The following is a 13245-nucleotide window of genomic DNA, read 5'->3' on the forward strand; positions in this document are numbered from 1 at the left end:
GTCTACCGCCGGCCGACGTTCCGCTTGCCGGTGGGACGACGGGTCCCGGTCGGCCGCACGGGACGGGCCCCCGGCGCAGGCTTGCTCGGCGCGGGCTTGGACGGCTCCGACGCCGTCGACGCCGATTCGCCGGCGTCCGCTTTGGTGTCCCCGGCGGCCTCGTCGTCGGCGTCCGGCGCGTTCTCGGCACCCGCGCGCGCACCGCCGGCGCGCCGCCGCAGGACGCGGCGGGTGTGGGTGCGCACCAACTCGGTGCGTTCGCGCATGCTGACCAGCAGCGGCGTGGCGAAGAAGATCGAGGAGTAGGTGCCGACGATGATGCCGATCAGCTGCACCAGCGCCAGGTCCTTCAGGGTGCCGACACCCAGCAGCCACACCGCCACCACCATCAGCGCCAGCACCGGCAGCACGCCGATCAGGCTGGTGTTGATGGACCGCATGAACGTCTGGTTGATCGCCAGGTTGGCCTCTTCGGCGAACGTGCGCTTGGGTTTGTGCTGGAAGCCGTGGGTGTTCTCCTCGACCTTGTCGAACACGATGACGGTGTCGTAGAGGGAGAAACCGAGGATCGTCAGCAGGCCGATGACCGTGGCCGGGGTGACCTCGAAGCCCACCAGCGAGTACACCCCGGCCGTCACGGCCAGGTCGAAGAACATCGCCGCGATCGCGGCCAGCGTCATGTACCGCTCGTAGCGGACCGTGATGTACACGCCGACCAGCGCCAGGAACACCACCAACGCGAACAGCGCCTTCATGGTGATCTGGTCGCCCCAGGTCTCGGAGACCGCCGAGTCGCTGATGGCCTGCTTGCTCGGCTTGCCGTCGGGTCCCTTGGGCCCGAACGCGTCGAACAAGGCGTTGCGCAGCTTGGTCGTCTGGTCATTGGACAGCGTCTCGGAGCGAATCTGCACGGTCGCCGCCGCGCCGTTGCCGACGACGACCACCGATTCCGCATCGTTGCCGAGGGTCTTGCGGAACACGTCCTGGACCTGGGAGGTGCGCACCGTGCCGTGCGTCCCGTTGGCGGGCATCGACACCGTGGTACCGCCGTTGAAGTCGATGCCGAAGCTGAAGCCCCGCAACACGATGCTCAAGAGCGCGACCGCGACGATCGCGCCGCTGATGCCGAACCACAGCCGCCGCCGCCCGACCACCTCGAACGCGCCGGTGCCGGTGTAGAGGCGCGAGAGGAAGCTGTGGTGCGGCGCCCCGGTGGTGCCGGCGGCGCTGGCGGTCAATTCCGCTGTGCCTGCCGAGGTTTCGGTGATCTCGGTCGCGTCATTGGAGGCCATCACGTCATCCCCGTCCCGTCGTGACCTGCGACGAACCCCGGCGTTCGCGGGCGACCTGCTGGATTGCGCCCAGGCCGTTGTATGCGGGCTTCGCCAACGTCGGTGACTTGGAGGCCAGGTAGACCAGCGGCCACGTCACCAGGAACACCACCACCAGGTCCAGGATCGTGGTGAGGCCCAACGTGAATGCGAAGCCCTTCACCTGGCCGATCGCCAGCGCGTAGAGCACCGCGGCGGCCAGGAAGGTGACCGCGTTGCCCGACACGATCGTCTTGCGCGCCCGCGTCCACCCGCGCGGGACCGCCGACCGGAACGAACGCCCTTCGCGGATCTCGTCTTTGATGCGTTCGAAGAAGACGACGAACGAGTCGGCGGTGGTGCCGATACCGATGATCAGACCGGCGATGCCCGCCAGGTCGAGGGTGTAGTTGATCTGGCGGCCCAGGATCACCAGGATCGCGAAAACCATTGCGCCGGAAGCGGCCAGCGACAGCGCCGTGAGCAGTCCCAGCACCCGGTAGTAGAGCAGCGAATACAGCAGCACCAGGACCAAGCCGATCGCGCCGGCGATCAGCCCCGCGCGCAGCGATGTCAAACCCAGTGTCGCCGAGACGGTTTGGGCCTCCGAAGATTCGAACGACAGCGGCAGCGAACCGTATTTCAGGACGTTGGCCAGCTGCTTGGCGGTCGCCGCGGTGAACGGCGGGTCGCCGCCGCTGATCTGGGTGCGGCCGCCGGGGATGGCTTCTTGGATCATCGGGGCGCTGACGACCTGCGAGTCCAGCGTGAACGCGGTCTGGGTGCCGATGTGGGCGGCGGTGAAGTCCGCCCAGGTGTTGGCCGCCGCGGACTTGAACTGAAGGTCGACGACGTAGCCGATGCCGCGCTGGTTCTGGCTGGAGGTGGCGTCCTGGATCTGGTCACCGCTGATGATCGACGGTCCCAGCAGATAGGCGACCTTGTGGTCGGTCGAGCAGGTGATCAGCGGCTGGGTGGGGTCATCGTTGCCGGCCAGGATGTCTTCTTTGTCGCAGCGCGTCGCCTGGAACTGCAGGGCCAGGAACTGGATGCCCTGCCGGGTGCTCTGCCGCCACTTCTTCTCATCGGCGATGCGCTCGGCGAGGTCCTTGCGTGGATCCGGCGGCGCGGGTTGCTCGGCCGGCGGCGCCCCGGGGGCCGGGGCAGCCGGGGCCGGAGGGGCGGGGTTGGGTGACGGCGGCGGGTCCTGTGGGTAGGGCCGGGGCTGGGCGCCCGGCTTGGCTCCCGGCGCGGGCTGTCCGGCCGGGGGCGGGGCCGGTTGGCCCGGTGCGGGTTGGCCGCTGGGCCCGGGTTCTGCGGGCGCGGGTTCTGCGGGCGCGGGCTGCCCCGGGGCGGGCTGGCCGGGCGCGGGCTGGTGCGCCGGGGGCTTGGGCTCGGCGCTTTGGGCCGGCATCGAGTTGAGCACCGGACGGATGTACAGCCGGGCCGTCTGGCCCAGGTTGCGGGCCTCGTTGCCGTCGTTGCCGGGGACCGTGATGATCAGGTTGTCGCCGTCGACGACGACCTCCGAGCCGGACACGCCGAGCCCGTTGACGCGGGCGCCGATGATCTGCTGCGCCTGCGCCAGCGCCTCGCGGCTGGGGCGCGAGCCGTCCGGGGTGCGCGCGGTCAGCGTGACGCGGGTGCCGCCCTGCAGGTCGATCCCGAGCTTGGGGGCGGCGCGCTTGTCGCCGGTGAGGAACACCAGCAGGTAGACGCCGATGAGCAACACCAAGAAGACCGACAGGTAGCGGGCAGGGTGCACCGGCGCCGAAGACGATGCCACGTTCCTTCTATCTCCTCGAGAATCGGTTACTTACCCCGGACAGAGCCTAGAAAAGCCTACGTGGCCCCGAGGAGCCCGTCGCGCAAGCCGCCCTCCCCCGAAGTATTAGGCGTCAGGAATCCTTGGCGACCGAGCCCTCGTCGGCGGGCTCGTCCCCGTCGACCAGATCCTCGTCGTCGTCGGGCAGGATGCGGTCGCGGATCGCCAGCTTCATCCAGGTGGTCACCACGCCGGGGGAGATCTCGAGGTCGACGGTGTCATCGGTGATCGCGACGACGGTGGCCTGCAGGCCCGACGTGGTGTGCACCCGGTCGCCCGGGCTCAACGACTCGTGCAGGTCGATGGTGGCCTGCATCGCGCGCTTCTGGCGCCGCGACGCGAAATACATGAACCCGCCCATGATGAGCAGGAACGGCAGGAACAGGATCAAACTCTCCATGGGCGCGCCTGTGTCTTTCTGTCTTCGGATTTCGGGGGTGGGTGCCGGTGCGACGCGGACGCCGCGCACCTCATCACGGTCCAGTGTGCCCGTTCAGTCTGGCAGGCCGCGGCCCGTCACCGGCCGCCGCGGTGCGACCGATGCCCGCCGGAGGCAAGCTCGATAGGCTTTCAACGTGGCGTGACACGCGCGCCGCGGGAGGGAGTACGTGGTGGCCGGCCTCGAGCAGACTCGCCAACTGGTCACCGAGATCCCCGGCCCGCTCTCGCTGGAACTGAGCAAGCGCCGGGCGGCGGCGGTGTCGCACGCGGTCAACGTCTCCGTCCCGGTCTTCGTGGCGCGCGCCGGCGGCGGCATCATCGAGGACGTCGACGGCAACCGGCTCATCGACCTCGGCTCCGGCATCGCGGTGACGACCATCGGCAACTCGGCGCCCCGGGTGGTCGACGCCGTGCGCGCGCAGGTCGCCGAGTTCACCCACACCTGCTTCATGGTGACGCCGTACGAGTCGTACGTCGCGGTGGCCGAGACGCTCAACCGGATCACCCCGGGCTCCGGCGAGAAGCGCTCGGTGCTGTTCAATTCCGGCGCCGAGGCCGTCGAGAACGCCGTCAAGGTCGCGCGGGCCTACACGCGCAAGTCCGCGGTGGTGGCGTTCAACCACGCCTACCACGGCCGGACCAACCTGACGATGGCGCTGACCGCGAAGTCCATGCCCTACAAGGCCGGCTTCGGCCCGTTCGCGCCGGAGGTCTACCGGGCGCCGCTGTCCTACCCCTATCGGGACGGCCTGATCGACAAGGAGCTGGCCACCGACGGGGAGAAGGCCGCCGCGCGGGCCATCCGGGTCATCGACAGCCAGATCGGCGCCGACAACCTGGCCGCCCTCCTGATCGAGCCGATCCAGGGCGAAGGCGGGTTCATCGTGCCGGCCGAGGGATTCCTGCCCACCCTGCTGGAGTGGTGCCGCAGGAACGACGTGGTGTTCATCGCCGACGAGGTACAGACCGGTTTCGCGCGCTCGGGCGCCATGTTCGCCTGCGAACACGAGGGCATCGAGCCCGACCTGATCTGCACCGCCAAGGCGATCGCCGACGGGCTTCCCCTGTCGGCGGTCACCGGCCGGGCCAACATCATGGACGCGCCGCACGTCGGCGGCCTCGGCGGCACCTTCGGCGGCAACCCCCTGGCCTGCGCGGCGGCCTTGGCCACGATCGAGACGATCGAGAGCGACGGGCTGGTCGAGCGGGGCCAGCAGCTGGAGCGGCTGATCACCGAACCGCTGCTGCGGTTGCAGGCCGGCGACGACCGGATCGGCGACGTCCGTGGGCGCGGCGCGATGATCGCGATCGAGTTGGTGAAGTCGGGGACCGCCGAGCCCGACAAGGAGCTGACCCAGAAGCTGACCGTCGCCGCCCAGGCGGCCGGCGTCATCGTCCTGACCTGCGGCATGTTCGGCAACATCATCCGGCTGCTGCCGCCGCTGACCATCGGCGACGAGCTGCTGGCCGAGGGAATCGACATCTTGAGCGGGTTGTTGCGCGACCTGTAAGGCCCCGCCCCCGTGGGCAATCTCACAACCACGCCATAGGCCGTATCATGGTGGAATACCGTTACTTTAGCTAACGTTCTATGTGTCAGCGCCGACGCGCTTATTGACTCACTATTTTTCATTCGCAAGGGACCTGTTTATGTCGACTGCCATTCATGACGAACACCTCGACCGTCGCATCGAGGAACTCATCGCCAACGACCCCCAGTTCGCCGCCGCCCGACCGGACCCGGCGATCACCGCCGCCACCGAAGCGCCGGGGCTGCGGCTGCCGCAGATCATCCGGACCGTGCTCGACGGCTACGCCGACCGGCCTGCCCTGGCGCAGCGCGTCGTGGAGTTCGTCACCGACGCCAAGACCGGGCGGACGACGGCCGAGCTGCTCCCCCGTTTCGAGACCATCACGTATGGCGAACTCGGCGAACGGGTTTCGGCCCTCGGCCGTGCCTGGGCCGGCGACGCGGTGCGCCCCGGCGACCGCGTCTGCGTGCTCGGCTTCAACAGCGTTGACTACGCCACCATCGACATCGCGCTGGGCACCATCGGGGCCGTGTCGGTGCCGCTGCAGACCAGCGCGGCGATCTCGTCGCTGCAGCCGATCGTCGCCGAGACCGAGCCCAGCCTGATCGCCTCGAGCGTCAACCAGCTGCCCGACGCGGTGGAGCTGATCCTGGCCGGCGACCACGTGCCCGGCAAGCTCGTCGTGTTCGACTACCAGCCCCAGGTCGACGACCAGCGCGAGGCCGTGGAGGCCGCCGCCGCGCGGTTGGCCGACTCCGGCGTCGCGGTCGAGGCGCTCGCCGACGTGCTGCGGCGCGGCAAGGACCTGCCGGCCCCCGAGCTGCCGGCGAGCGACGAGGACTCGCTGGCCCTGCTGATCTACACCTCCGGCAGCACCGGCGCGCCCAAGGGCGCGATGTACCCGCAGAGCAACGTCGGCAAGATGTGGCGGCGCGGCAGCAAGAACTGGTTCGGGGGAAGCGCCGCGTCGATCACCCTCAACTTCATGCCGATGAGCCACGTCATGGGGCGCGGAATCCTCTACGGCACGTTGGGCAACGGCGGCACCGCGTACTTCGCCGCCCGCAGCGACCTGTCCACCCTGCTCGAGGACCTCGAGTTGGTGCGGCCCACCGAGATGAACTTCGTCCCCCGCATCTGGGAGACGCTGTACGGCGAATTCCAGCGCCAGGTCGAGCGGCGGCTGGCCGACGGCGATGCGGGCCCAGAGGCCCGCGAGACTGTGGCGGCCGAGGTGCTGGCCGAGCAGCGCCAGTACCTGCTGGGCGGGCGGTTCATCTTCGCGATGACGGGCTCGGCACCCACCTCGCCGGAGCTCAAGGCGTGGGCCGAGTCGCTGCTGCAGATGCACCTGATGGACGGCTACGGCTCCACCGAGGCCGGAATGGTGTTGTTCGACGGGGAGATTCAGCGTCCGCCGGTCATCGACTACAAGCTGGTCGACGTTCCGGACCTGGGCTACTTCAGCACCGACCGCCCGCATCCGCGCGGCGAGCTGTTGCTGCGGACCGAGAACATGTTCCCCGGCTACTACAAGCGGGCCGAGACCACCGCGAACGTGTTCGACGAGGACGGCTACTACCGCACCGGTGACGTGTTCGCCGAGGTCGCGCCGGACCGGCTGGTGTACGTCGACCGCCGCAACAACGTGCTCAAGCTTGCCCAGGGCGAGTTCGTCACCCTGGCCAAGCTGGAGGCGGCGTTCGGCAACAGCCCGCTGATCCGCCAGATCTACGTCTACGGCAACAGCTCCCAGCCCTACCTGCTGGCCGTGGTGGTGCCGACCGAGGAGGCCTTGGCGGACAACGATCTTGAGTCGCTCAAGCCGAAGATCGCCGACTCGCTGCAGAAGGTCGCCAAGGAGACCGGCCTGCAGTCCTACGAGGTGCCGCGCGACTTCATCATCGAGACCACGCCGTTCACCCTGGAAAACGGTCTGCTGACCGGGATCCGCAAGCTGGCGTGGCCGAAGCTCAAGGCACACTACGGGGATCGGCTCGAGCAGATGTATGCCGAGCTGGCCGCGGGACAGGCCAACGAGTTGGCCGAACTGCGCCGCAGCGGCGCACAGGGGCCGGTGCTGCAGACCGTGAGCCGGGCCGCGGCCGCCCTGCTGGGTGCCTCGACCGGCGATCTGTCCGGGGATGCCCACTTCACCGATCTGGGTGGAGACTCGTTGTCCGCGTTGACGTTCGGCAACCTGCTGCGCGAGATCTTCGACGTCGACGTGCCGGTGGGCGTGATCGTCAGCCCGGCCAACGACCTGGCGGCCATCGCCGCCTACATCGAGGCCGAGCGCCAGGGCTCCAAGCGCCCGACGTTCGCCGCCGTGCACGGACGCGGCGCCACGACGGTGCACGCCAGTGACCTCACGCTGGACAAGTTCCTCGACGAGGCGACCCTGGCCGCCGCGCCCAGCCTGCCCAAGCCGGCCACCGAGGTCCGCACCGTGCTGTTGACCGGCGCGACCGGCTTTCTGGGCCGCTACCTGGCGCTGGACTGGCTCGAGCGGATGGACATGGTCGACGGCAAGGTCATCGCCCTGGTGCGGGCGAAGTCCGACGAGGAGGCGCGCGCCCGGCTGGACAAGACCTTCGACAGCGGCGACCCAAAGTTGTTGGCCCACTACCAGCGGCTGGCCGCCGATCACCTGGAGGTCATCGCGGGCGACAAGGGTGAGGCCAACCTCGGCCTGGACCCCCAGGCCTGGCAGCGACTGGCCGAGGAGGTCGACGTCATCGTCGACCCTGCCGCGCTGGTCAACCACGTGCTGCCCTACAGCGAGCTGTTCGGCCCCAACGCCCTGGGCACCGCGGAGCTGATCCGGATCGCGCTGACGTCCAGGCAAAAGCCGTACACCTACGTGTCGACGATCGGCGTGGGCGATCAGATCAAGCCGGGCGAGTTCGTCGAGAACGCCGACATCCGCCAGATCAGCGCCACCCGCGAGATCAACGACGGCTACGCCAACGGCTACGGCAACAGCAAGTGGGCCGGCGAGGTGCTGCTGCGCGAGGCCCACGACCTGTGCGGCCTGCCCGTCACGGTGTTCCGCTGCGACATGATCCTGGCCGACACCACCTATGCCGGGCAGCTCAACCTGCCCGACATGTTCACCCGGCTGATGCTGAGCCTGGTCGCCACCGGTATCGCGCCCGGGTCGTTCTACGAACTGGACGCCGACGGCAACCGCCAGCGGGCACACTACGACGGTTTGCCGGTCGAGTTCATCGCCGCGGCGATCTCGACGCTGGGGACCCAAATCACCGACAGCGACACCGGCTTCCAGACCTACCACGTGATGAACCCCTACGACGACGGCATCGGGCTGGACGAGTACATCGATTGGCTGATCGAGGCCGGGTATTCGATCGAGCGGATCGCCGATTACTCCGAGTGGCTGCGGCGGTTCGAGACCTCGCTGCGGGCCCTGCCCGATCGGCAGCGTCAGTACTCGCTGCTGCCGCTGCTGCACAACTACCAGAAGCCGGAAAAGCCGATCAACGGCTCGATGGCGCCCACCGACGTGTTCCGCGCGGCGGTGCAGGAAGCGAAAATCGGCCCCGACAAAGACATCCCGCATGTGTCGGCGCCGGTGATCGTCAAGTACATCACCGACCTGGAGTTGCTCGGACTCCTCTGAGGTGAGCCAAACAGCAAGTCGCCCAGCCCTTTTGGGGCTGGGCGACCTGTTTTGGTGTGCCGACTACTGTTGCGGGTGCGGCCAACGCAGATATGCGGCGTTGCCCCCTGATCCCGCGCCCGCGCGGTGGCGGCGCCATCCCCGCTTTGGTTCGGGGTCAGACGACGCGCGCGGCTTGGTCAGCGCACCCGAGGAGACCTCGGCCGGCTGCTCGTAAACCGAGTCCCGATACGGCTCAACGGCCGGTGTGCCCGTGGTGGCCGGCGCCAGCGGCTGCACGTCGCGCGCCAGGCGCACGGCGGTGCGCGCCAACACGACACCTCCGATGAAGATGATCAGCGCGCCCAGGCCCGAGAAGTAGGTGACCTCGAGCACCGCGCGCTTGCGGTCGGTCGCGGCGATCGGGTCACCGGCGGAGCCGATGCCCAGCAGCGGGGCGACGTCGCCGCCCACCACAAACCAGGCGCCGGCCAGCACGGCCAGCCAGCCGCCCAACATCGCGGCGACGCGGTTGCCGGCAACGATCAGCAGCAGGCCGCCCAGTGCGGTGGCCGCGCCCGGCGCGACTTCCAGCCAGCCCCGGGCCGTGCTCCACGCCCAGTTTCGGTCCGGCGTGTAGGCGAAGTTGAAGTGTGGACCGACAAACGGTATTAACGCCCCCCAGGCTCCCAGAATGACCAGGAGCAATCCGCTGACCGCGCCTCGCGAGCGCGGCATGCTCAGCGCGCTGGTTCGGCCGTCTTCTGCGTATTTCATGACATCCCCTCGTTGAATACCGGGCCTGTTTCCGGCTCGAGATGGGTACCCGGCGACTTCCACTAGTAACCCACGCGGCAAACGAAAGCCAACCGACCGCCGTGGTTGTTGAGGCTGGTGAGACTGGTGTTACTGCTGAAGGCCGAGCAACAGCAGCACGATCGCCATCGCCGGAAAGGTGCCCTGGGCGAGCGCGGCGCGGGCCTTGTCGGGCGCGGACACCAGCAGCACCACCGCGGCCGCGGCCATCGATCCGATGCCGGCGAACACGAGCGCCGCGCCAACGGTGGTGTGCCCCAACGCAATTACGGCGATGCCGATGCCGGTGACGATCGCGAGGAACAAGTTGTAGAAGCCTTGGTTGAAGGCGAGCAGCTTCGTGGTTTCGGCTTCCGCGGGGGTGGTGCCGAAGGTGGCGCGGGTGCGCGGCGAGGTCCAGGTCAACGATTCCATCACGAAGATGTAGACGTGCAGTAACGCCGCCAGCGCGGCGAACAGCAGCGCGGTCGTGATCATCGCGTCCTCCTCGTCTCGCGGTCGCTCGCACTACCTTCGCGCAAAGCGGCACCGGCAGCCAAGGGCTGCCGGTGCCGTTCGTGTTGCCGGCTACTGTCCTAGACGCCGGCGTGGTGGCGGTGGAACAGGCCGCCGGGGCGGCGGTGGAACAGGCCATGCCCGCCGCGCTCGCCGGGCGCCGCGTCGGCCGGCACCGCGTCCGTCCGTGCGGGCGCCATGCCGCCCGTCTCGTCGTACATGGCCGGTTGGGCCGCCGGCACGGCGGCATCGCCCGCCGCGGGCGCCGGTTGGGTCACCACGACGTCGCGCGCGTGCCGAACGGCCAAACGCGCCACGGCCGCCCCACCCAGGAACACGATCAGGGCGCCGAGACCGGTGAAGTAGGTGACCTCGAGCAGGGCGCGCTTGAGGTCCGCCGCGGCCGCCGGTTGGCCGACGTCCCCGATGCCCAGCGTCGGGGCGAACGCGCGGCCGACGACGAACCAGGCACCGCCCAGCACCGCCAGCCAGCCGCCGAACACGGCGTTCGCGCGGTTGCCGGAGAGCAGCACCAGCAGGCCGCCCACCGCCGCGGCGACCCCGGGAAGCACCTCGAGCCAGCCTTTGGCCGCGGTCCAGGTCCAGGCCGGGTCGGTGGCGTAGGCCCAGTCGATGTTGGGCCCGAAGAACGGAACCAGCGCACCCCAAGCTCCCAACAGAATCAGGAGTAGCCCGGTCAGCGCGCCGCGGGTACGCGGCATGTACAGCGCGCGAGGGCGTTCGTAGTCGTGGCGCCTGTTCCTCATCTTCAATCTCCTTCACGAGGCGTGATTGTTGTGAGGTTGGTTACCCACGGCGCCGCGAAGTAACCGGATGGGGCCCGCGCGATCGTTTGCTGGCTACTCGAACAGGCCGGGCTGCCCGAGACCGGCCGCCCCGGCCGGCGGCGCCATCCCCAGGTGCGTCCACGCCTGGGCGGTGGCCACCCGGCCGCGTGGGGTCCGGGCGACCATGCCGGCGCGGACCAGGAACGGCTCGCACACCTCCTCGACGGTGGTCGCCTCCTCGCCGACCGCCACCGCCAGCGTCGACACCCCGACCGGGCCGCCGCCGAAGCTGCGGGTCAGCGCCGAGAGCACGGCCCGGTCCAGCCGGTCCAGTCCCAGTTCGTCGACGTCGTAGACCGCCAGCGCGGACTTGGCGATGTCGCGGGTGATCACGCCGTCGGCGCGCACCTCGGCGAAGTCCCGCACCCGGCGCAACAGCCGGTTGGCGATCCGCGGCGTGCCCCGCGAGCGGCGGGCAATCTCCTCGGCCGCGTCGCCGCCGAGTTCGATGCCCAGGATCCCGGCGGAGCGGGCCAGCACCCGCTCCAGCTCGGCGGGCTCGTAGAAGTCCATGTGGGCGGTGAAGCCGAAGCGATCGCGCAGCGGGCCGGTCAGCGCGCCGGACCGGGTGGTGGCGCCGACCAGGGTGAACGGCGCCACCTCCAGCGGGATCGACGTCGCGCCCGGGCCCTTGCCGACGACCACGTCGACCCGGAAGTCCTCCATGGCCAGGTAGAGCATTTCCTCGGCGGGCCGCGCGATGCGGTGGATCTCGTCGATGAACAACACGTCGTGCTCGACCAGATTGGACAGCATGGCCGCCAGGTCGCCGGCGCGCTCCAGCGCGGGGCCGGACGTCAGCCGCAGCGAGGAGCCGAGCTCGGCCGCGATGATCATGGCCAGCGACGTCTTGCCCAGCCCCGGCGGCCCGGACAGCAGGATGTGATCCGGTGTGCCACCGCGGTTTTTGGCCCCCTCGATGACGAGCTGCAGCTGTTCGCGCACCCGCGGCTGGCCGATGAACTCCCGCAGCGAGCGCGGCCGCAGGCTGACGTCGATGTCGCCCTCGCCGGGCGCCAGCGCGCCGGAGACGTCGCGGTCCGACCAGTCGTCGCCTAGGTCGTCCGGGGTCATCGGGACTTACCCAGCAGCGACAGGGCGGCGCGCAGCGCACCGGAGGTGGTCGCGTCCTGCTCGGCGGCCAGCACCTTGTCGGTGGCTTCCTCGGCCTGCTTGACGGCGAACCCGAGGCCCACCAGGGCCTCCACCACCGGCCCGCGGACCGCGTGGCCGTTGAGCGCGGCGCCCGCGGGGGCCGTGCCCGCGCCGGCGGCGCCCACCTTGTCCCGCAGCTCCAGGACCATCCGTTCGGCGCTGCGTTTGCCGATCCCGGGCACCCGGGTCAGCGCGGCGACGTCGCCGTCGTGCAGCGCCTGGCGCAGCGCGCCGGCGTCGTGCACGGCCAGGGTCGCCATCGCCAGCCGGGGCCCGACCCCCGACACCGACAGCAGGGTCAAAAACAGGTCGCGGGTGTCGGTGTCGGTGAAGCCGTACAGCGTCATCGAATCCTCGCGGACGATCATCGCGGTGATCAGCCGCGCCTCGGTCCCGGTGCGCAGCGTGGACAGCGTCGACGGCGTCGCGTTCACCCGGTAGCCGACGCCGGCGGCCTCGATCACCGCATGGTCGAGCGCCACCTCGAGCACCTCGCCGCGCACCGCGGCGATCATCGGGCGGCCTTGAGCTTGGCCTTGTATTTCTGCCGCTGCTCGGCGGCCAGCGCCTCGGCGGCGGCCATCCGGGCGATCATCGGCGCCCGCCAGCAGTGGCAGATCGCCAGCGCGAGGGCGTCGGCGGCGTCCGCCGGCGTCGGTTTGGCCTGCAGCGCAAGGATTCTGGTGACCATCGCGGTGACCTGGGCCTTGTCGGCCGCGCCGTTGCCGGTGACCGCGGCCTTGACCTCGCTGGGGGTGTGGAAGTGCACGTCGATGCCGCGCCTGGCCGCCGCCAGCGCGACCACCCCACCGGCCTGGGCGGTGCCCATCACCGTCGACACGTTCAGCTGGGAGAAGACCCGCTCGACGGCCACGACGTCGGGCTCATGCGTGGCCAGCCAATGCTCGACGGTGTCACTGATCGTCAGCAGCCGCTCGGCGAGCGGCGCGTCCGACGGCGTGCGCACCACGTCGACGTCGAGCGCGACCACGGTGCGCCCGCGCCCGCTCTCGACGACCGACAGCCCGCACCGGGTCAGGCCGGGGTCGACGCCCATCACCCGCATTACCCGCTCCCACCTAGTAGAACAGCTGTTCGATACCCTAGCGGCCGGCACCGACGCACGCGGCTGCGACACGCGGCGGCGCCACCGATTCTGGGCCGATTCCCGGGCCGCGAGGTTACCGCGCCGGTGCCGCGA

At 69.8% G+C, this 13245-nt stretch carries 11 protein-coding genes; 2 read left to right on the forward strand and 9 right to left on the reverse strand.

What is annotated here, in order from left to right:
* Window positions 1-2 precede the first annotated feature (2 nt).
* The 3 genes from secF to yajC all read right to left on the reverse strand — a co-directional run bounded on the left by secF (window position 3) and on the right by yajC (window position 3535).
* The gene (secF, locus tag W7U_RS12175; protein WP_008258308.1) at window positions 3-1292 is read right to left on the reverse strand and encodes a protein translocase subunit SecF; all 1290 of its coding nucleotides are present in this window, start codon (window positions 1290-1292) and stop codon (window positions 3-5) included.
* 4 nt (window positions 1293-1296) lie between these two features.
* A complete protein-coding gene (gene secD / locus W7U_RS12180; protein ID WP_008258309.1) occupies window positions 1297-3096 on the reverse strand; it encodes a protein translocase subunit SecD in 1800 nt (599 codons plus the stop codon).
* Between the two features lie 112 nt (window positions 3097-3208).
* On the reverse strand, window positions 3209-3535 hold the full coding sequence (gene yajC, locus W7U_RS12185; RefSeq protein WP_008258310.1) for a preprotein translocase subunit YajC: 327 nt from the start codon (window positions 3533-3535) through the stop codon (window positions 3209-3211).
* 211 nt (window positions 3536-3746) lie between these two features.
* Between yajC and gabT the strand changes: the two genes are divergently transcribed.
* Together gabT and car are read left to right on the forward strand one after the other, a co-directional pair.
* Window positions 3747-5087, forward strand: a complete 1341-nt coding sequence (gene gabT, locus W7U_RS12190) for a 4-aminobutyrate--2-oxoglutarate transaminase (protein WP_008258311.1) — start codon at window positions 3747-3749, stop codon at window positions 5085-5087.
* A 139-nt stretch (window positions 5088-5226) separates the two neighbouring features.
* The gene (gene car / locus W7U_RS12195; protein WP_008258313.1) at window positions 5227-8751 is read left to right on the forward strand and encodes a carboxylic acid reductase; all 3525 of its coding nucleotides are present in this window, start codon (window positions 5227-5229) and stop codon (window positions 8749-8751) included.
* Between the two features lie 63 nt (window positions 8752-8814).
* Here the strand turns inward: car and W7U_RS12200 are convergent, their stop codons facing one another.
* The 6 genes from W7U_RS12200 to ruvC form a co-directional block, all read right to left on the reverse strand.
* On the reverse strand, window positions 8815-9507 hold the full coding sequence (locus tag W7U_RS12200; protein ID WP_008258315.1) for a hypothetical protein: 693 nt from the start codon (window positions 9505-9507) through the stop codon (window positions 8815-8817).
* A 129-nt stretch (window positions 9508-9636) separates the two neighbouring features.
* Window positions 9637-10023 carry a DUF1304 domain-containing protein gene (locus tag W7U_RS12205; RefSeq protein ID WP_008258316.1) on the reverse strand — a complete coding sequence of 129 codons (387 nt, stop codon included), beginning with the start codon at window positions 10021-10023 and terminating at the stop codon, window positions 9637-9639.
* Window positions 10024-10121: 98 nt separating this feature from the next.
* A complete protein-coding gene (locus W7U_RS12210; RefSeq protein ID WP_008258317.1) occupies window positions 10122-10808 on the reverse strand; it encodes a hypothetical protein in 687 nt (228 codons plus the stop codon).
* 93 nt (window positions 10809-10901) lie between these two features.
* The gene (gene ruvB / locus W7U_RS12215) at window positions 10902-11963 is read right to left on the reverse strand and encodes a Holliday junction branch migration DNA helicase RuvB (RefSeq protein ID WP_008258318.1); all 1062 of its coding nucleotides are present in this window, start codon (window positions 11961-11963) and stop codon (window positions 10902-10904) included.
* Window positions 11960-12559 carry a Holliday junction branch migration protein RuvA gene (gene ruvA, locus W7U_RS12220; RefSeq protein ID WP_008258319.1) on the reverse strand — a complete coding sequence of 200 codons (600 nt, stop codon included), beginning with the start codon at window positions 12557-12559 and terminating at the stop codon, window positions 11960-11962. Before ruvA ends, ruvB begins: the two co-directional genes overlap by 4 nt.
* Window positions 12556-13110, reverse strand: coding sequence for a crossover junction endodeoxyribonuclease RuvC (ruvC, locus tag W7U_RS12225; RefSeq protein WP_008258320.1), 555 nt, complete (start codon window positions 13108-13110; stop codon window positions 12556-12558). Before ruvC ends, ruvA begins: the two co-directional genes overlap by 4 nt.
* Window positions 13111-13245: the final 135 nt, after the last annotated feature.

It is taken from the genome of Mycobacterium sp. H4Y (genome assembly GCF_000364405.1).
GTDB lineage: Bacteria > Actinomycetota > Actinomycetes > Mycobacteriales > Mycobacteriaceae > Mycobacterium > Mycobacterium intracellulare.

Coding starts and splice junctions, on each gene's coding strand:
- secF (WP_008258308.1), bottom strand. CDS start 1,292: ATGGCCTCCAATGACGCGACCGAGATCACCGAAACCTCGGCAGGCACA.
- yajC (WP_008258310.1), bottom strand. CDS start 3,535: ATGGAGAGTTTGATCCTGTTCCTGCCGTTCCTGCTCATCATGGGCGGG.
- car (WP_008258313.1), top strand. CDS start 5,227: ATGTCGACTGCCATTCATGACGAACACCTCGACCGTCGCATCGAGGAA.
- W7U_RS12200 (WP_008258315.1), bottom strand. CDS start 9,507: ATGAAATACGCAGAAGACGGCCGAACCAGCGCGCTGAGCATGCCGCGC.
- W7U_RS12205 (WP_008258316.1), bottom strand. CDS start 10,023: ATGATCACGACCGCGCTGCTGTTCGCCGCGCTGGCGGCGTTACTGCAC.
- W7U_RS12210 (WP_008258317.1), bottom strand. CDS start 10,808: ATGAGGAACAGGCGCCACGACTACGAACGCCCTCGCGCGCTGTACATG.
- ruvB (WP_008258318.1), bottom strand. CDS start 11,963: ATGACCCCGGACGACCTAGGCGACGACTGGTCGGACCGCGACGTCTCC.
- ruvA (WP_008258319.1), bottom strand. CDS start 12,559: ATGATCGCCGCGGTGCGCGGCGAGGTGCTCGAGGTGGCGCTCGACCAT.
- ruvC (WP_008258320.1), bottom strand. CDS start 13,110: ATGCGGGTGATGGGCGTCGACCCCGGCCTGACCCGGTGCGGGCTGTCG.